The 16,572-nt window shown below is 61.3% G+C and carries 17 protein-coding genes; 9 read left to right on the forward strand and 8 right to left on the reverse strand.

Annotated features, from left to right (window positions below):
- The 3 genes from F7R20_RS08685 to colR all read right to left on the reverse strand — a co-directional run bounded on the left by F7R20_RS08685 (nucleotide 1) and on the right by colR (nucleotide 2,748).
- Nucleotides 1-669 (reverse strand): class I SAM-dependent methyltransferase, encoded by a 669-nt coding sequence (locus tag F7R20_RS08685; protein ID WP_003204905.1) that lies wholly within the window; start codon nucleotides 667-669, stop codon nucleotides 1-3.
- 128 nt (nucleotides 670-797) lie between these two features.
- On the reverse strand, nucleotides 798-2,075 hold the full coding sequence (locus F7R20_RS08690) for a sensor histidine kinase (protein ID WP_003204907.1): 1,278 nt from the start codon (nucleotides 2,073-2,075) through the stop codon (nucleotides 798-800).
- On the reverse strand, nucleotides 2,065-2,748 hold the full coding sequence (gene colR / locus F7R20_RS08695) for a two-component system response regulator ColR (protein ID WP_003204909.1): 684 nt from the start codon (nucleotides 2,746-2,748) through the stop codon (nucleotides 2,065-2,067). Before colR ends, F7R20_RS08690 begins: the two co-directional genes overlap by 11 nt.
- A gap of 308 nt (nucleotides 2,749-3,056) precedes the next feature.
- On the opposite strand from colR, the gene F7R20_RS08700 reads away from it, so the two are divergent.
- Complete coding sequence (locus F7R20_RS08700) at nucleotides 3,057-3,800, forward strand: phosphatase PAP2 family protein (protein ID WP_003204910.1); 744 nt, start codon at nucleotides 3,057-3,059, stop codon at nucleotides 3,798-3,800.
- A gap of 212 nt (nucleotides 3,801-4,012) precedes the next feature.
- On the opposite strand, the gene groL is transcribed toward F7R20_RS08700, so the two are convergent.
- The 4 genes from groL to F7R20_RS08720 all read right to left on the reverse strand — a co-directional run bounded on the left by groL (nucleotide 4,013) and on the right by F7R20_RS08720 (nucleotide 7,519).
- A complete protein-coding gene (gene groL / locus F7R20_RS08705; protein WP_003204912.1) occupies nucleotides 4,013-5,656 on the reverse strand; it encodes a chaperonin GroEL in 1,644 nt (547 codons plus the stop codon).
- Between the two features lie 50 nt (nucleotides 5,657-5,706).
- A complete protein-coding gene (locus F7R20_RS08710; protein WP_003204913.1) occupies nucleotides 5,707-6,000 on the reverse strand; it encodes a co-chaperone GroES in 294 nt (97 codons plus the stop codon).
- A gap of 244 nt (nucleotides 6,001-6,244) precedes the next feature.
- On the reverse strand, nucleotides 6,245-6,721 hold the full coding sequence (locus tag F7R20_RS08715) for an FxsA family protein (protein ID WP_003204915.1): 477 nt from the start codon (nucleotides 6,719-6,721) through the stop codon (nucleotides 6,245-6,247).
- Nucleotides 6,722-6,787: 66 nt separating this feature from the next.
- The gene (locus F7R20_RS08720; RefSeq protein WP_003204917.1) at nucleotides 6,788-7,519 is read right to left on the reverse strand and encodes a HugZ family pyridoxamine 5'-phosphate oxidase; all 732 of its coding nucleotides are present in this window, start codon (nucleotides 7,517-7,519) and stop codon (nucleotides 6,788-6,790) included.
- Nucleotides 7,520-7,686: 167 nt separating this feature from the next.
- On the opposite strand from F7R20_RS08720, the gene F7R20_RS08725 reads away from it, so the two are divergent.
- Entirely contained in the window at nucleotides 7,687-8,445 is a 759-nt protein-coding gene (locus F7R20_RS08725; RefSeq protein WP_003204919.1) for an SDR family oxidoreductase, read from the forward strand.
- A 190-nt stretch (nucleotides 8,446-8,635) separates the two neighbouring features.
- Here the strand turns inward: F7R20_RS08725 and apbC are convergent, their stop codons facing one another.
- Nucleotides 8,636-9,730: an iron-sulfur cluster carrier protein ApbC gene (apbC, locus tag F7R20_RS08730; RefSeq protein WP_003204921.1), complete on the reverse strand. Its 1,095-nt coding sequence runs from the start codon at nucleotides 9,728-9,730 to the stop codon at nucleotides 8,636-8,638.
- A gap of 322 nt (nucleotides 9,731-10,052) precedes the next feature.
- Between apbC and metG the strand changes: the two genes are divergently transcribed.
- From metG to nth, 7 genes are all read left to right on the forward strand, one after another.
- The gene (gene metG, locus F7R20_RS08735; protein WP_003204922.1) at nucleotides 10,053-12,098 is read left to right on the forward strand and encodes a methionine--tRNA ligase; all 2,046 of its coding nucleotides are present in this window, start codon (nucleotides 10,053-10,055) and stop codon (nucleotides 12,096-12,098) included.
- Between the two features lie 130 nt (nucleotides 12,099-12,228).
- Complete coding sequence (locus F7R20_RS08740) at nucleotides 12,229-12,801, forward strand: Rnf-Nqr domain containing protein (RefSeq protein WP_003204924.1); 573 nt, start codon at nucleotides 12,229-12,231, stop codon at nucleotides 12,799-12,801.
- On the forward strand, nucleotides 12,798-13,823 hold the full coding sequence (gene rsxB / locus F7R20_RS08745; protein WP_003204926.1) for an electron transport complex subunit RsxB: 1,026 nt from the start codon (nucleotides 12,798-12,800) through the stop codon (nucleotides 13,821-13,823). The genes F7R20_RS08740 and rsxB overlap by 4 nt, the downstream gene beginning before the upstream one ends.
- The gene (locus F7R20_RS08750) at nucleotides 13,810-14,796 is read left to right on the forward strand and encodes an RnfABCDGE type electron transport complex subunit D (protein WP_003204928.1); all 987 of its coding nucleotides are present in this window, start codon (nucleotides 13,810-13,812) and stop codon (nucleotides 14,794-14,796) included. The genes rsxB and F7R20_RS08750 overlap by 14 nt, the downstream gene beginning before the upstream one ends.
- On the forward strand, nucleotides 14,793-15,404 hold the full coding sequence (locus tag F7R20_RS08755; protein ID WP_003204931.1) for an RnfABCDGE type electron transport complex subunit G: 612 nt from the start codon (nucleotides 14,793-14,795) through the stop codon (nucleotides 15,402-15,404). Before F7R20_RS08750 ends, F7R20_RS08755 begins: the two co-directional genes overlap by 4 nt.
- Nucleotides 15,397-15,930: an Rnf-Nqr domain containing protein gene (locus tag F7R20_RS08760; protein ID WP_003204933.1), complete on the forward strand. Its 534-nt coding sequence runs from the start codon at nucleotides 15,397-15,399 to the stop codon at nucleotides 15,928-15,930. The genes F7R20_RS08755 and F7R20_RS08760 overlap by 8 nt, the downstream gene beginning before the upstream one ends.
- Nucleotides 15,927-16,565, forward strand: coding sequence for an endonuclease III (nth, locus tag F7R20_RS08765; protein WP_003204935.1), 639 nt, complete (start codon nucleotides 15,927-15,929; stop codon nucleotides 16,563-16,565). Before F7R20_RS08760 ends, nth begins: the two co-directional genes overlap by 4 nt.
- The last annotated feature ends 7 nt before the right edge of the window (nucleotides 16,566-16,572 follow it).

Genomic DNA, 16,572 nt, shown 5'->3' on the forward strand with positions numbered 1-16,572 from the left:
TTACCTCTTGCGTAATACATAAACTCGCCACATGGCATAGAGCGGTAGAAAATCCAGTCGTTCCTGAATACGAAACCCTGCCTGCCGAAACTCCTCCTCTACTGTAGCAACCGGTAACACAAATCGATTCTGGTAGTCTTTTTGCCCACGAGTGCGCTCCTGGCGCTTGCGTTTCCAGGCCTTGAAATTGCCATCAACCCATAACGAAACGATCACGCTGTCGCGGCTGACACGCTGGAATTCCCTAAGAATCGCCAGTCGATGCGCGGGTTCACCGATGTGGTGCAACAGGCGCATGCAAAAAATGCTATCGACGGCGTTATCAGGCAAGGCGATGTCGAACGCAGAAGTCTGCAAGGGTTGTACCCGTTTCACCACATCGGCCGGTTGAGCCTCCATTGCGGTCTTGAGCATGGCCTCGGAATTGTCCGCGCCGATGATGACCCGGTTCGGTTTTTCGGCCAACAAGGACCAGAATCGCCCGGCACCGCACGGCAAATCCAATACCAGGCCTGGATCACCCACGAGCGCCAATGCCCGGCGGGCCAGTTGCTGGTCTCTTAGGTTGGAAAGACGGCGACTCAAGCTGCCTCGATGCTTATGAAAATACTTCTTGGCGTGCTGCTCGTCGTATTTCTCGGAAAAATCGAGTTTGATAGGGTCGGGCATTGATGGGGGCCTCCATGTCTGAATAGCCCCCACCTTATGAATTGATATGTCAGGGTCAGGTCGTCACTTTGTGAAAAGTTTGTCATGTACATGACCGAATCATTACAGGATTTTTCCAACCTAAGCGATCATACCTTCGGGTTCAACTCCACCTCGAAACGGCAACCGTTGGGCTCCATCGTGCTGAGACTCACCGTCCAGCCCTGGTTCTCGCAAATCCGTTGCACCAGTGACAGCCCCAACCCCAGCCCCTCGCCGCGCTTTTCGTTGCCGCGCACGAATGGCTCGAACATCGCCTCGCGCTTCTCCTCCGGGATGCCCACGCCACTGTCCTCGACCACGAAGCCGGTCGCAGACAACGAGAGACGGATGAACCCCTGGTCGGTGTAGTGCAAGGCATTTCGCAACAGGTTGCCCATGACGGCAGTCAGGAAAGTGGCGTTATACAGGGTGTCGAGGGTTTGTCCTGGTTCGAAGATCAGCGTCAGGCCTTTGGATTCGATGGGGTCGCGCCACAATCCGAGGAGATTTTCGGCCACCTGTGCAAGGTTCGACCGAGGCGACATGCCGTTGTCGTCGCGCTGTGCCCTGGCAAGCATCAGGAAGGTCTGCACCAGTTCGCGCATCTCTTCACTGGCCCTGTTGATGCGCTCGACCTGGGTGCGACCACGCAGATCCAGTGCCGGGTTTTCCAGAAGCAATTCGCAGGAGGTCGCCAAGACCATCAACGGTGTGCGCAATTCATGGCTCACGTCGCTGGTGAACAATCGTTCACGGGTCAGGGCCTGGCGCAAGCGCCCCAGTGTTGCGTCGAACGCCACGGCCAGTTCACCCACTTCATCGGCGGCATAATCCGGGGCCAGCGGCGGAGCCAGGCCCAGGAGCTGGTCGCGATGGCGCACTTGCCGGGCCAGGCGAACCACCGGAGCCATCACTCGGCGTGCCAGGACCCAGCCCAAAAATACCGCCAGCGCCAGGCTGAGCACAAAGCCCACCAGCACCACGGCGAACAGCACCCGCTCGCGCTCCTCGAAGTCGCTCTGGTCCTGCAGCAACACGTAATGCCGGCCATCAACGATCTCGACCATGGCGTGATACGACAACTGCTCGCGAAACACTTCGTGAAAACCACGCTCCAGATGGCGCAGGTCCTTGGGCAACTCGAAGTCACCTGGGCCACCGCTGAAATAAAACAACTGGTCGGGTTCCGGGCGATGGTGCCAGTCCGAGACACTGTCCATCAACAGCAAGCGCTGCAGATCGCCGCCAAGCCCGGCGGAGATCAGTTTTTCTTCGACCAGGTGGACCGTCGCCACGATGCCCATGGCGAAAGCGCCAGCCACCAATGCGCTCATCAGCGCAAAGGCGATGATGATCCGTTGGGCGAGGCTCTGCTTAAACTCCATCGCGGCCCTCGGCCAAGCGATAGCCGACGCCGTGTACCGTGTGCAACAACGGCTTGTCGAACGGCTTGTCGATCACTTGGCGCAGTTGATGGACGTGGCTGCGCAGGCTGTCGCTGTCCGGACAATCATCGCCCCACAACGCTTCTTCGAGGATTTCGCGGCGCAGCACGTGAGGGCTTTTCTGCATCAATACCGCCAGCAGCTTGAGGCCTACGGGGTTGAGCTTGAGCAGCTTGCCTTCACGCGTCACTTCCAGGGTATCGAGGTCGTAGCTCAGGTCGCCGACCTGCAAGGCACGGCGGCCACCACCCTGGGACCGACGCATGACAGCTTCGATCCGCGCCGCCAGTTCCGACAGGGCAAACGGTTTGATCAAGTAGTCATCGGCCCCGGACTTGAAGCCCTGCAGCCGGTCGTCCAACTGGTCCCGGGCGGTCAGCATGATCACCGGCGTATCGAGCCGGGCGTCTTCGCGCAGGCGCTTGCACAAGGTGTAGCCGTCGATGCCCGGCAGCATGATGTCGAGCACGATCAGGTCGTAGTGTTCGGTCGCGGCCAGGTGCAATCCCGACAAACCGTCCTGGGCGCAATCGACGGTGTAACCCTTGAGCCCCAGGTAATCGGCCAGGTTGGCCAGGATATCGCGGTTGTCTTCGACCAATAGAATTCGCATGGGCACCTCTGTGTACACAGTTAACAGCCATCTGGCCCGCGCAGCTTACGGCCAAGTTTGGCTGACGGCTAGGATTGTATCGGCTGTGGGAGCGAGCTTGCTGGCGATAGCGGTGGATCAGCCCCATCAATGTTGGATGTTCCGACGCGATCGCGAGCAAGCTCGCTCCCACAAAGATCCGGTGAGCCCAGGAACAGGACTGTGTGGGCATTGACGAGTTTTTCACCCAACATTCACACCGTCCCGACGCAATGCGGACCAGACTGCGCAACGCGCTGCTTACGAAAATCTCCATCAAAGGTACTGCCATGGTTTCCACCGCCATCCGCCCCGCTTCCAGGCCCCTGAATTTCTGGGTTGCCCTGGGCCTGCCCGCCGTTGTCGCAGCGACGCTGGTGTTGCTGGAATTGACTACGCTGGACATGGACGTGGCCAAGCTGTTTTACGACCCGATGGCGGGTGGATTCATCGGTCGGCACAGCTTTTTCCTGGAAGACATCCTGCACGATCGAGCCAAAGAGGCGGTCATCGTGTTCTCCGTGCTGGCGATCCTGGGATTCATCAGCTCGTTCTTCATCACCCGGCTCAAACCGTTCAAGCGGGAATTGGGCTGCCTGGTGCTGTCCCTGGCACTGGCGACGTCCTTCGTCACGCCGATGAAAGCGGTGACGGCAGTGCAATGCCCCTGGAGCCTGAAGGAATTCGGCGGCAAGGAAACCTATAGCGAACTGCTCAGCCCGCGCCCGGCCACGGACAAACCAGGTCGATGCTGGCCCGGCGGTCACGCCGCCACCGGGTTCACCTTGTTTGCGCTGTTCTTCGTCCTGCGCGACCGTCGCCCACGCCTGGCCCGCCAGGCCTTGATATTCGCCTTCACGTTGGGAACGGTGTTCTCCCTGGGGCGGATGATGCAAGGAGCGCACTTCTTTTCCCACAACGTGTGGACCGCAGTGTTCTGTTGGCTGATCAGCCTGGGGTGCTACTACTACATCCTGTACCGACCGGCCGTCATGACCGATCGCGTGGCGTTGAGCCAGCCTTCCAACGCCTGACAACGCCCCGGACAAACCCTGTGGGAGTAAAGCTTGCTCGCGATCGCAATGGCAGCTTCAGCATCCCGGCAAGCTGACCCACCGCAATCGCGAGCAAGCTTTGCTCCCACAAAGACAGCTGGGTCCAGCTCAATGCCGGGATAAACCCAAGGCAATAAAAAACCCCGCCTGCTTTCGCAGGCGGGGTTTTTCGCTACAGGGGTAAGGCTGGCTTACATCATGCCGCCCATGCCACCCATGCCGCCCATGTCTGGCATACCGCCGCCAGCTGGAGCGTCTTCCTTGATTTCAGCGATCATCGCCTCGGTGGTGATCATCAGGCTGGCAATCGACGAAGCCGCTTGCAGAGCCGAACGAGTCACTTTGGCTGGGTCCAGGATACCCATTTCGATCATGTCGCCGTATTCGCCGGTAGCAGCGTTGTAACCGTAGTTACCCGTACCCTGCTTGACCTTGTCGACCACAACGCTTGGCTCGTCGCCGGAGTTGGCAACAATCTGGCGCAGCGGGGCTTCTACAGCGCGACGCAGCAACTGGATGCCCACGTTCTGGTCATCGTTGTCGCCTTTCAGCTCGGAGATAGCCTGCAGAGCGCGAACCAGTGCCACGCCGCCGCCAGGTACCACGCCTTCTTCGACGGCTGCACGGGTAGCGTGCAGGGCGTCTTCAACGCGGGCTTTCTTCTCTTTCATTTCAACTTCGGAACCGGCGCCAACCTTGATCACTGCAACGCCGCCGGACAGCTTGGCCAGGCGCTCTTGCAGTTTTTCACGGTCGTAGTCGGACGAAGTGTCGGCCACTTGCTGACGGATCTGCAGAACGCGAGCCTGGATGTCAGTCTCGACGCCGGCACCGTCGATCACGGTGGTGTTTTCCTTGGACAGGATCACGCGCTTGGCGTTACCCAGGTGCTCCAGGGTGGTGCTTTCCAGGCTCAGGCCGATCTCTTCGGAGATAACGGTACCGCCGGTCAGTACGGCGATGTCCTGCAGCATGGCCTTGCGACGGTCGCCGAAGCCTGGAGCCTTGACGGCTGCGACTTTAACGATGCCGCGCATGTTGTTCACAACCAGGGTCGCCAGGGCTTCGCCTTCAACGTCTTCAGCCACGATCAGCAGTGGGCGGCCGGCTTTGGCAACGGCTTCCAGCACTGGCAGCATTTCGCGGATGTTGGAGATCTTCTTGTCGACCAGCAGGATCAGCGGACCGTCGAGCTCGGCAGTCATGGTCTCTGGCTTGTTGACGAAGTACGGGGACAGGTAGCCACGGTCGAACTGCATGCCTTCTACAACCGACAGTTCGTTTTCCAGGCCCGAGCCTTCTTCAACGGTGATCACGCCTTCTTTACCGACTTTTTCCATGGCTTCGGCAATGATGTCGCCGATGGAGTTGTCGGAGTTGGCGGAGATGGTGCCGACCTGAGCGATTGCCTTGGTGTCAGCGCATGGCTTGGACAGGGCTTTGAGCTCTTTGACAATGGCGATGGTCGCCTTGTCGATGCCGCGCTTGAGGTCCATAGGGTTCATGCCGGCAGCGACGGCTTTCAGGCCTTCGTTGACGATCGATTGAGCCAGGACGGTAGCGGTGGTGGTGCCGTCGCCGGCGTCATCGTTGGCACGAGAGGCAACGTCTTTGACCAGTTGCGCGCCCATGTTTTCGAAGCGGTCTTTCAGCTCGATTTCTTTGGCTACGGAAACGCCGTCCTTGGTGATGGTCGGAGCGCCGAAGCTCTTCTCGATGATCACGTTACGGCCTTTCGGGCCGAGGGTCGCTTTTACTGCGTCAGCCAGGACGTTGACACCGGCGAGCATTTTCTTGCGGGCGGAATCGCCGAATTTAACTTCTTTAGCAGCCATGATCGATATTCCTTAAATACTTTGTAGTAACGGGAAAATGGGCGGGGGAATCAGCCTTCGAGGACAGCGAGGATTTCGTTCTCGCTCATTACCAGCAGGTCTTCGCCGTCGACTTTCACTGTGTTGCTGCCGGAGTAAGGGCCGAACACAACCTTGTCACCCACTTTCACGGCCAGCGCACGTACTTCACCGTTTTCCAGTGCCTTGCCTGGGCCTACAGCGAGAACTTCACCGTGGTTGGCTTTTTCAGCAGCCGAACCTGGCAGGACGATACCGCCAGCGGTTTTCTTCTCTTCTTCGCTGCGACGGATGACGACGCGGTCATGCAGAGGACGAAGCTTCATTGTCGATCTCTCCTAATTTTTGGTTTTCATCGGCCGGTGTAGTCCCGGCGGGTTTAACAAAGCCGGCGGAGCCGGGTGCGGTTCGTCAGTCGAACCGCGGAAGTCTGTCCGGTGTCACCACCGGAAACCTTGCGGTGACCGTTACATAAGGGCGCACAAGTGGATTACAAGGGTGGGGACAGAAAATTTTTTACTCCATGCCACCAAAACGAGCACGGCGCCCGAAGGCGCCGTGCTGATGGTTTTACTTGGAGTCGCGGTGTTCGAACTCGCCTTCGATCACGTTGGGCTCGCGGCCCACAGGCTCTCGCGGAGCCGGACCGCCACGGGGCTGGAGGTCATCGGCGAAAGCGCGCTGACGAATCGCCTGCTCTTCGGCGCGCTGGCGCATTTTATTGGCCAGCAGCCTACGGGTGAACGGCAACAGCATGACCAGGCCCAACACGTCGCTGATAAAGCCTGGCAGGATCAACAGACCGCCACCCAGGGCCAGCATCAGGCCTTCGAGCATGGTCTGGGCGGGCAGCTCGCCGCGGTTCAGGCTTTCACGGGCACGCAATGCCGTGGCGAGGCCGGCGATACGCAGCACGAACACGCCGAGCATCGAGCCGAGAATGACCAGCAGCAGGGCCGGGAAAAACCCGATCGCACCGCTGACCTTGACGAATATGAACAGCTCCAACACCGGGAACAGCAGAAAGAGCAATAAAAAAGGGCGCATCAAATGGTTCCTCAACGCAAGAATACCTTGCTATGAAACCCTAAATGACGTCGCCCTTTCGTGAATTCAAGCGTCGACCTCGGCATTTTTCGGCCATTGCTCGGCGTGAGCCAGATAAACCAAGGCTTCGCGCACTTGTGTCGGGGTGTTGCAAGGCGTTGGAAACCCCAGCCAGTGCAGGCCCTGGCCAATACGCAAGTGCATGCCCTCGCTGTCGATACCCGCCAGTTGTGCCGGTTCGCTTTTCGGCAGGCCGGTCAATTCCACGTAATGGGCGATGGCCTTGGCGTGATCGGCATTCATGTGCTCGACCATGCTGGCTTCGGCTTTGCCAGCGAAGGGATTGGCCAGGGTGAGCTGGTCGATCCAGTGGATGGCGCCAAAGCCGCCGATGTAGCGATGGCGCACCGGCTCGAGCACCCAGAAGTCGAAATCATGGGCCTTATGGTAGTTCTGCGAGTCAGGGAAATAGCGGTAGTAACGCTCGGCGGCAGCCTCGATGGCGGCGCTGTCTTCGAGTTTGCGGGCCTCGGCCAGGTAGGTCAGGCGCCCCACGGCCTGCACATCCTCGGCGCCCCGCTCGCCCACCAGCATCGAACACTTGGGGTCTTTCTGCAGATTGTGGGTGTGCTGGGCGATACGGCTGATCAGGATCAGTGGCCGACCTTGTTCGTCCAGGCAATAGGGCACCACGGAGCCGAACGGAAAGCCGGGCATGGATTTGGAATGAGTGGAGAGCACTCCACGGTACTCCTTGAGCAGCAGTTCCCGGGCATGCTTGGCAGCTTCAACGCTCAATTTATGACTCCTTTAATAAAATCCGTCTAGAAAACGGTCAGGCGACTGGAGTAATGTTCCGACACACCGATAGGACAGTTCTCGTGTGCAACCGGGCTACACCGTCGCAAATCGAGAGACGTCCCAAAAAGTCTCCCCCTTCACCGCTGCGCCACCTGGACATGAGCATGCAACTCACTGACAAAGTAATCATTATCACCGGCGGTTGCCAGGGTCTGGGCCGCTCCATGGCCGAGTATCTCGCGGGCAAAGGCGCGAAGCTCGCCCTGGTGGACCTCAACCAGGAAAAACTCGACCAGGCGGTTGCCGCGTGTGTAGCCAAGGGCGTCGAGGCCCGGGCGTATCTGTGCAACGTGGCCAATGAGGAGCAGGTCAGCGACATGGTCGCCCGGGTCGCCGAGGACTTCGGCGCGATCCACGGCCTGATCAACAACGCCGGGATCCTGCGCGACGGCCTGCTGCTCAAGGTCAAGGACGGCGAAATGACCAAGATGAGCCTGGCCCAGTGGCAGGCCGTGATCGACGTCAACCTCACCGGTGTATTCCTGTGCACCCGTGAAGTGGCGGCGAAAATGGTCGAGCTGAAGAACAGCGGCGCCATCATCAATATCTCGTCGATCTCCCGCGCCGGCAACGTCGGCCAGACCAACTACTCGGCCGCCAAGGCTGGTGTGGCCGCCGCCACCGTGACCTGGGCCAAGGAACTGGCACGCTACGGCATCCGTGTCGCTGGCATCGCACCGGGTTTCATTGAAACCGAGATGACCCTGGGCATGAAGCCCGAGGCCCTGGAAAAAATGACCTCGGGGATTCCGCTCAAGCGTATGGGCAAGCCTGAGGAGATTGCTCATTCGGCGGCGTATATCTTCGAGAACGACTACTACACCGGTCGGATCCTGGAGATGGATGGCGGGTTGCGCATCTAAAAGCACCACATAACCCCTGTGGGAGCGAGCCTGTGGGGGGCAAAGCCTGTGGGAGCATAGCTTGCTCGCGATAGCGGTTTTAAAGCCAACAGAGATGTTGGGTGTGACGCCGTCATCGCGAGCAAGCTATGCTCCCACAGGCTTTGCCCCCTACAGGCTTGCTCCCCACATTAGATTGCATTTCAGCTGATCAATCGTCGCTGACAGTGATGTTCGGCATCGCCGGCATGGCCGCTTCCTGCAACACGATCCGCGCGCCCACGTGGCGGGCCAGTTCCTGATAGACCATGGCGATCTGGCTGTCCGGTTCGGCGATGACCGTCGGCTTGCCGCCGTCGGCCTGTTCGCGGATCAGCATCGACAGCGGCAGCGAAGCCAGCAATTCGACGCCGTACTGGGTCGCCAGTTTTTCCCCGCCACCTTCGCCGAACAGGTGCTCGGCATGCCCGCAGTTCGAGCAGATGTGCACGGCCATGTTCTCCACCACGCCCAGTACCGGGATGTTGACCTTGCGGAACATCTCCACGCCCTTGCGCGCGTCCAGCAAGGCCAGGTCTTGAGGCGTGGTGACGATCACCGCACCGGCCACCGGGACTTTCTGCGCCAGGGTCAGCTGGATATCGCCGGTGCCCGGAGGCATGTCGATCACCAGGTAATCCAGGTCACCCCACGCGGTTTGCGTGACCAGTTGCAGCAAGGCACCGGAAACCATCGGCCCGCGCCAGACCATCGGCGTGTTGTCGTCGGTCAGGAAGGCCATGGACATGACTTCCACGCCATGGGACTGGATCGGCACGAACCACTTCTGGTCCTTGACCTGCGGCCGGGTGCCTTCGGCAACACCGAACATGATGCCTTGGCTCGGGCCGTAGATGTCTGCATCGAGAATCCCGACCTTCGCCCCTTCACGGGCCAGGGCCAGGGCCAGGTTGGCCGCGGTGGTGGACTTGCCCACGCCGCCCTTGCCCGAGGCCACGGCGATCACGTTCTTGACGTTCGCCAGCCCCGGCACCTGCGCCTGGGCCTTGTGAGCGGCGATCACACTGGTGATGTCGACTTTGGCGGCGCTCACCCCGTCCAGGGCCTCGATCGCCATTTGCAGCATCTGCGCCCAGCCGCTCTTGAACAGGTCGGCGGCGTAGCCGATTTCCAGCTGGACACTGACGCGATCGCCCTGGATGTCGATGGCGCGCACGCATCCGGCGCTGACCGGGTCCTGGTTCAGGTAGGGGTCGGTGTACTGGCGAAGGACGGCTTCCACCGCTGCGCGATTGACGGCGCTCATGGGCAACTCCGATAGCAAGACTTGAAAACAGGCCGCTATCCTACGCCGCGCATGCTTTTGTGGCGACCCGATTAAAGGCGACGAATGCTCCCGCTGTGTGGGAGCAAGGCTTGCCCGCGATGCGGTCGATGCGGTCTTTCAGAAATCGAGGCGCCTGTTTCGCGAGCAAGCTTTGCTCCCACAATCCCCTCGCCGCAAGTTGTGCCTGGCTTGATCCTTGCGCCGCTCCCGGCAATGCATCCATAAACAGCCCCGAAGGGTGAAAAAAAGCCGCCAGCGCTTTATAGTGGCCGACCTCCGTTTCATCAAGTAGCCGAGCCCCATGTCCGAGCCACGCAAGATCCTCGTCACCAGCGCCCTGCCCTATGCCAATGGTTCGATTCACCTCGGCCATATGCTGGAGTACATCCAGACCGATATGTGGGTGCGCTTCCAGAAGCATCGCGGCAACCAATGCATTTATGTCTGCGCCGACGACGCCCACGGTTCGGCCATCATGCTGCGCGCAGAAAAGGAAGGCATCACCCCGGAACAACTGATCGCCAACGTCCAGGCTGAACACAGCGCCGACTTTGCCGAGTTCCTGGTGGACTTCGACAACTTCCACTCCACTCACGCCGAAGAAAACCGTGAGCTGTCGAGCCAGATCTACCTGAAACTGCGTGACGCCGGGCACATCGCCACCCGTTCGATCACCCAGTATTTCGACCCGGAAAAGAAAATGTTCCTGGCCGACCGCTTCATCAAGGGCACCTGCCCGAAATGCGGCACTGAAGACCAGTACGGCGATAACTGCGAAAAATGCGGCGCCACCTACGCACCGACCGACCTGAAAGACCCGAAATCGGCGATTTCCGGGGCAACGCCGGTGCTCAAGGACTCCCAGCACTTCTTCTTCAAGCTGCCGGACTTCCAGCAGATGCTGCAAGCCTGGACCCGCAGTGGCACCCTGCAGGACGCCGTCGCCAACAAGATCGCCGAATGGCTCGATGCCGGCCTGCAGCAATGGGACATTTCCCGCGATGCGCCGTACTTCGGCTTCGAGATCCCCGACGAGCCCGGCAAGTATTTCTACGTCTGGCTGGACGCACCGATCGGTTACATGGCGAGTTTCAAGAACCTCTGCAACCGCACGCCGGAGCTGGACTTCGACGCGTTCTGGGGCAAGGATTCCACCGCCGAGCTGTATCACTTCATCGGCAAGGACATCGTGAACTTCCACGCGCTGTTCTGGCCCGCCATGCTCGAAGGCGCCGGCTTCCGCAAGCCGACCGGCATCAACGTCCACGGCTACCTGACCGTCAACGGCCAGAAAATGTCCAAGTCCCGCGGCACCTTCATCAAGGCGCGGACCTACCTGGACCACCTGTCCCCGGAATACCTGCGCTACTACTACGCGGCCAAGCTCGGCCGCGGCGTCGACGACCTGGACCTGAACCTCGAAGACTTCGTGCAGAAGGTCAACTCCGACTTGGTGGGCAAGGTCGTCAACATTGCCAGCCGTTGCGCCGGGTTCATCCACAAGGGCAACGCCGGGGTCCTGGTCGCCGGCAATGCCGCGCCGGAACTGACCGATGCCTTCCTGGCGGCCGCGCCAAGCATCGCCGACGCCTACGAGTCCCGCGACTTCGCCCGTGCCATGCGCGAAATCATGGCCCTGGCCGACCGCGCCAATGCCTGGATCGCCGACAAGGCGCCCTGGTCCCTGGCCAAGCAGGAAGGCAAGCAGGACGAAGTCCAGGCAATCTGCGCCCTGGGCATCAACCTGTTCCGCCAACTGGTGATTTTCCTCAAGCCGGTGCTGCCGCTGCTGGCTGCCGATGCCGAGGCGTTCCTCAACGTCGCGCCACTGACCTGGAACGATCACCAGACGCTGCTGAGCAACCATCAGTTGAACGCGTTCAAGCCGTTGATGACCCGTATCGACGCGACCAAGGTGCAAGCCATGACCGACGCCTCCAAGGAAGACCTGGCCGCCAGCCAGACCGACACCGGCGCGCCTGCCGGGAACGGCGAACTGGCCAAGGACCCGCTGTCGCCGGAAATCGACTTCGACGCCTTTGCCGCCGTTGACCTGCGCGTGGCGCTGATCGTCAAGGCCGAGGCCGTCGAAGGCGCCGACAAGCTGCTGCGCCTGACCCTGGACATTGGCGACGAGCAACGCAACGTGTTCTCCGGCATCAAGAGTGCCTACCCGGACCCGGCCAAGCTCGAAGGCCGGTTGACGATGATGATCGCCAATCTCAAGCCGCGCAAAATGCGCTTTGGCATCTCCGAAGGCATGGTGATGGCGGCAGGCCCCGGCGGCGAGGAAATCTACCTGTTGAGCCCTGACAGCGGCGCCAAGCCGGGCCAGCGGATCAAGTAACGCAACCGCTTGCTGCACCGATCCCACAGTCGCCTTGCAGGTGGCTGTGGGATTTTCATATCTGGCCCACGCCCCCGGCGTGCCGGATAATGCCTAATCTTGTAACAGGCCCTTTGTCGCCAACACACCCATGACCGAAATCGTCCTCACGCTGTTCAGCGCTGCCCTGATCAACAACCTGGTGTTGCACTGGCCGCTGGGCGTCGATCCGCTGCTGGCGGTCAACGGCAGGAAGCAGGTACACGCCCTGGGCCTGGCGACGGCATGCCTGATGCTGATCGTCGGCACCCTGGGCTACCTGATCGATCATGGGCTGCTGGTGCCGACCAACCTGGTCTCGCTGCGCCTGTTGGCCTGGCTGTCCTTGAGCGTATTGCTGATCGGCCCCTTGCTGCGCCTGCTGGCCCGCTGGCGGCCGACAATGCCGTTCGAGGGGTTGTGGCCGCTGTTGCTCGGCAATGCCGGCATACTTGGCGTCACGCTGCTCAACGGCCAGCATGACCGAGACCTGGGCTACGCCATCGCCCTGAGCCTGGGTGCCGGACTGGGGTTCTGGCTGGTGCTGAGCCTGTTCGACGATCTGCGCCAGCGCACCTTCAATAACGATATTCCCCTGCCCTTTCGGGGCCTGCCGATTCAGTTGATCAGCGCCGGACTGATGGCGGTGGCCTTTCTCGGATTGCGCGGGCTGGTCAAAACATGAGCCTGATTCAACGTATCGACGCCCTGCTGCCGCAGACCCAATGCGGCAAGTGCGGCCACCCCGGGTGCAAGCCCTACGCCGAAGGCATCGCCCAGGGCGAGCCGATAAACAAATGTCCGCCCGGGGGGCGCGAAACCATCGCCGCCCTGGCCGAGCTGATGAAAATACCGGTGGTGGAGCTGGACACCAGCCGCGGCGTGGCCCCGGCGCAAGTCGCCTTTATCCGTGAAGCCGAATGCATCGGTTGCACCAAGTGCATCCAGGCCTGTCCGGTGGACGCGATTGTCGGCGCCGCCAAGCTGATGCACACCATCCTCATCGACGAATGCACAGGCTGCGATCTGTGCGTGGCGCCCTGCCCGGTCGATTGCATTGAAATGCACCCGCTGCCGACGGCAAACGTGCTGCCGATCGTCGGCGGCCTGGCCTTCAGCGTCGAAGAACAACTGGCGCGAACCGCCAAGCGCAATCATGCCCGGCGCCGCTTCGAACAACGCAATGCGCGCCTGCGCCGCGAAGAAGAACAGCGCCAGGCCGAACGCCTGGCTCGAACCCAACGGGCGGCCCAGGCCCAGGCGCAAACCCAGGACCCGGCACTCGATCCCGTACAAGCCGCACTGGAGCGCGTTCGCGCGCAAAAAGCCGCCACGGCCGATGCAGCCTTGAAAAAAGCCAAGGTCGACCTGGCCATGAGCCGGGCACAGCTGAACAAATCCTTGAAAGCGTTCGGCCACCCGCCAACCTTTGAGCAGCAATCGCAACTGATCGTGCTGCAACGCCAGTTCGAAGCGGCCGAACAGGCCCTGAGCCAACTGGAAAATGCCGCACCCGCACCCGCGGCCGCGCCAGCCCCTGCACCGACGCAAAACGCCGAGCTGAAGCGAGCCAAGATCCAACTGGCGATGCGCCGCGCCGAACTCAGCAAAGCCCGCGCAGCTACGGCATCGGATGAACAACTGCAGGCATTGGAACACGCGGTGAAGGATGCCGAACGCCAGGTGGACGCCCATGCCGCCTCTTGAGCCAGCGGACGAACGGCTGCGCCAGGCGATGACGCGAGTGTTGCTGGCGACGCTGCCCGGCGTGCTGGCGTTGCTGTGGTTCCATGGCTGGGGCGTGGCGCTCAACCTGCTGTTGTCCGGCGCCACTGCGCTGGCGGTCGAAGCGTTGGTGCTGCGCTTGCGACGCCGGCCACTCAAGCCCGACCTGAACGATGGCAGTGCGCTGGTCAGTGCCACGCTGCTGGCCCTGGCCTTGCCGGCCTATTGCCCCTGGTGGCTGACCGTCACGGCGGCCGCCTGCGCCTTGCTGTTGGGCAAGCACCTGTGGGGCGGCGTCGGCAGCAACCCGTTCAACCCGGCAATGCTCGGGTACGCCCTGGTACTGGTGGCGTTTCCTTCCCAGATGAGTCACTGGCCGGCGCTCCACGGCATGGGCCTGTCTGAAGGCTTGCAGCAGGTATTCGGCGCTCATCCGGCGCCCGATGCCTGGGCCGGGGCGACCGCACTGGACAGCCTGCGAATCAACACGAGTCTGACCGTCGATGAACTGTTCGCCAACGATCCTGCGTTCGGGCGTTTCGGTGGCCGGGGTGTCGAATGGGTCAACCTGGCCTTCCTGGCGGGCGGTCTGTTTCTGCTGCAGCAACGGGTGTTCAGTTGGCATGCACCCGTGGGCATGCTGGTGAGCCTGTCCGCCGTCAGCCTGCTGTGCTGGAACGGTTCGGGTTCCGACTCCCATGGCTCGCCGCTGTTTCATCTGTTCAGCGGCGCAACCATGCTCGGCGCGTTTTTTATCGCGACCGAACCGGTCTCGGGTGCCAAGGCCCCTCTCGCCCGCCTGCTGTTTGGCGCGGGCATGGGACTGCTGGTCTATCTGATACGCACCTGGGGTGGCTACCCCGACGGCGTGGCGTTCGCGGTGTTGCTGATGAACCTCGGCGTGCCGGCACTGGAGCGGTTTGCCGAGGCGCGACAACGGCGGCCGCTGACATGAACAATCCCCTCGGCGTGGCAATCCTGACCTTGTTGATCGGCCTGGGTATCGGTGCCACTTACCTCACGCACCTCGGCACCGCCGGGCGTATCGAGACCCAGCAGCAAGCACTGGCGAACAGGGCCTTGCTCGAGGTGCTGCCCACCGACCACTATGATAACCAGCCGTTGACGCAGCCCGTTGTCACAGCCTCGGTGCCCCTGGCCCATAGCACGCTGTTGGGCGGCTACCTGGCGACTCGCGGCGGCCAACCCAGCGCCGTGCTGCTGCGTAGCCAGGCGCTGGGCTATGAAGGCAGCATCGAATTGCTGGTCGCCATCGATCCACAGGGCCGGTTGCTGGGCGTCAAGACCCTGCGTCAATCCGAGACACCCGGATTGGGCGCAGCGATTGCCGGCTGGCCGAACGCCTGGTTGCAGACCTTCACGGGTAAATCACGCCAGGCGCCTGATGACAGCGGCTGGGCCTTGAAAAAGGACCAGGGCCAGTTCGATCAACTGGCAGGCGCGACAGTGACGTCCCGGGCAGTGCTCCAGGCTGTTCACGATGCGCTGCGTTACTTCGACGAGCACAAGGCCCAGTTGATGGGGGTGGCAGCCAATGAATAAGCCATGGGGACTGACACACGGCCTGCTGCTCGTCCCATTGGTCGGCGCAAGCGACTCGCTGGTTGGCGCGCTGGGGTTATGGCTCGCCTGGGCCGTGGTTCTTTTCAGCCATGGCTTGGCAATGGGGCTTGTCCGGCAACGCCTGACAGCCTGTCAACGGCTGCTCGCCGCCATCGTATTGGCCGCTACCCTGACCACCTGCATTGGCCTTGTCGCCCAGGCCTGGGTGCTGGAATTGTATCGACCGTTGAACCTTTACGCTGGCTGGATCGCCCTGAGCTGCGTCGCGCTGGAGCATGAGGGTTTCTTCGTTGAATCCCGCTGGCTCGGACGCCTCAGGCTGGCCGGGCTGTTTGGCCTCTTGATGATCAGCCTCGGTGCCGTGCGTGGGCTGATCGGCAGCGGCCTGCCCCTGGCCTTGCTCGCCCCCGGCGGGTTCATTCTGCTCGGGCTGCTGCTGGCGGCTCGACAGGCCTGGACGGCCGCCAAACCCCATTCATCCGTTGAGGAAACGCCGCGCCCATGAACGCCGCAAAACGCCTGGAAATATTTCGTCGCCTTCACGAGGACAACCCGGAACCGAAAACCGAACTGGCCTATTCCTCGCCGTTCGAGTTGCTGATCGCGGTCATCCTGTCAGCCCAGTCCACCGACGTCGGCGTCAACAAAGCCACGGCCAAACTGTTCCCGGTGGCCAATACGCCGGAGGCCATCTATGCCCTGGGCGTCGAAGGACTGTCCGAGTACATCAAGACCATCGGGCTGTTCAACAGCAAGGCCAAGAACGTGATCGAGACCTGCCGCCTGCTGATCGAGCGCCACGGCAGTGAAGTCCCGCAGACTCGCGAAGCGCTGGAAGCCCTTCCGGGGGTCGGCCGCAAAACCGCCAACGTCGTGCTCAATACCGCGTTTCGGCAGTTGACCATGGCGGTCGATACCCACATTTTCCGCGTCAGCAACCGCACCGGGCTGGCCCCCGGCAAAAACGTGGTGGAGGTCGAGAAGAAATTGATGAAATTTGTTCCCAAGGAATTCCTGCTGGACTCCCATCACTGGCTCATCCTTCACGGGCGTTACGTTTGCCTGGCGCGCAAGCCTCGCTGCGGCAGCTGCCGAATCGAAGATTTATGCGAATACAAGCACAAGACCTCCGACGATTGAGACGCTA

This window comes from Pseudomonas brassicacearum subsp. brassicacearum, from assembly GCF_008801605.1.
Taxonomy (GTDB): domain Bacteria; phylum Pseudomonadota; class Gammaproteobacteria; order Pseudomonadales; family Pseudomonadaceae; genus Aquipseudomonas; species Aquipseudomonas brassicacearum.

Coding starts and splice junctions, on each gene's coding strand:
- F7R20_RS08760 (WP_003204933.1), top strand. CDS start 15,397: ATGAATAAGCCATGGGGACTGACACACGGCCTGCTGCTCGTCCCATTG.
- F7R20_RS08750 (WP_003204928.1), top strand. CDS start 13,810: ATGCCGCCTCTTGAGCCAGCGGACGAACGGCTGCGCCAGGCGATGACG.
- metG (WP_003204922.1), top strand. CDS start 10,053: ATGTCCGAGCCACGCAAGATCCTCGTCACCAGCGCCCTGCCCTATGCC.
- apbC (WP_003204921.1), bottom strand. CDS start 9,730: ATGAGCGCCGTCAATCGCGCAGCGGTGGAAGCCGTCCTTCGCCAGTAC.
- F7R20_RS08725 (WP_003204919.1), top strand. CDS start 7,687: ATGCAACTCACTGACAAAGTAATCATTATCACCGGCGGTTGCCAGGGT.
- nth (WP_003204935.1), top strand. CDS start 15,927: ATGAACGCCGCAAAACGCCTGGAAATATTTCGTCGCCTTCACGAGGAC.
- groL (WP_003204912.1), bottom strand. CDS start 5,656: ATGGCTGCTAAAGAAGTTAAATTCGGCGATTCCGCCCGCAAGAAAATG.
- F7R20_RS08710 (WP_003204913.1), bottom strand. CDS start 6,000: ATGAAGCTTCGTCCTCTGCATGACCGCGTCGTCATCCGTCGCAGCGAA.
- rsxB (WP_003204926.1), top strand. CDS start 12,798: ATGAGCCTGATTCAACGTATCGACGCCCTGCTGCCGCAGACCCAATGC.
- F7R20_RS08715 (WP_003204915.1), bottom strand. CDS start 6,721: ATGCGCCCTTTTTTATTGCTCTTTCTGCTGTTCCCGGTGTTGGAGCTG.
- F7R20_RS08685 (WP_003204905.1), bottom strand. CDS start 669: ATGCCCGACCCTATCAAACTCGATTTTTCCGAGAAATACGACGAGCAG.
- F7R20_RS08700 (WP_003204910.1), top strand. CDS start 3,057: ATGGTTTCCACCGCCATCCGCCCCGCTTCCAGGCCCCTGAATTTCTGG.
- F7R20_RS08690 (WP_003204907.1), bottom strand. CDS start 2,075: ATGGAGTTTAAGCAGAGCCTCGCCCAACGGATCATCATCGCCTTTGCG.
- F7R20_RS08755 (WP_003204931.1), top strand. CDS start 14,793: ATGAACAATCCCCTCGGCGTGGCAATCCTGACCTTGTTGATCGGCCTG.
- F7R20_RS08740 (WP_003204924.1), top strand. CDS start 12,229: ATGACCGAAATCGTCCTCACGCTGTTCAGCGCTGCCCTGATCAACAAC.
- colR (WP_003204909.1), bottom strand. CDS start 2,748: ATGCGAATTCTATTGGTCGAAGACAACCGCGATATCCTGGCCAACCTG.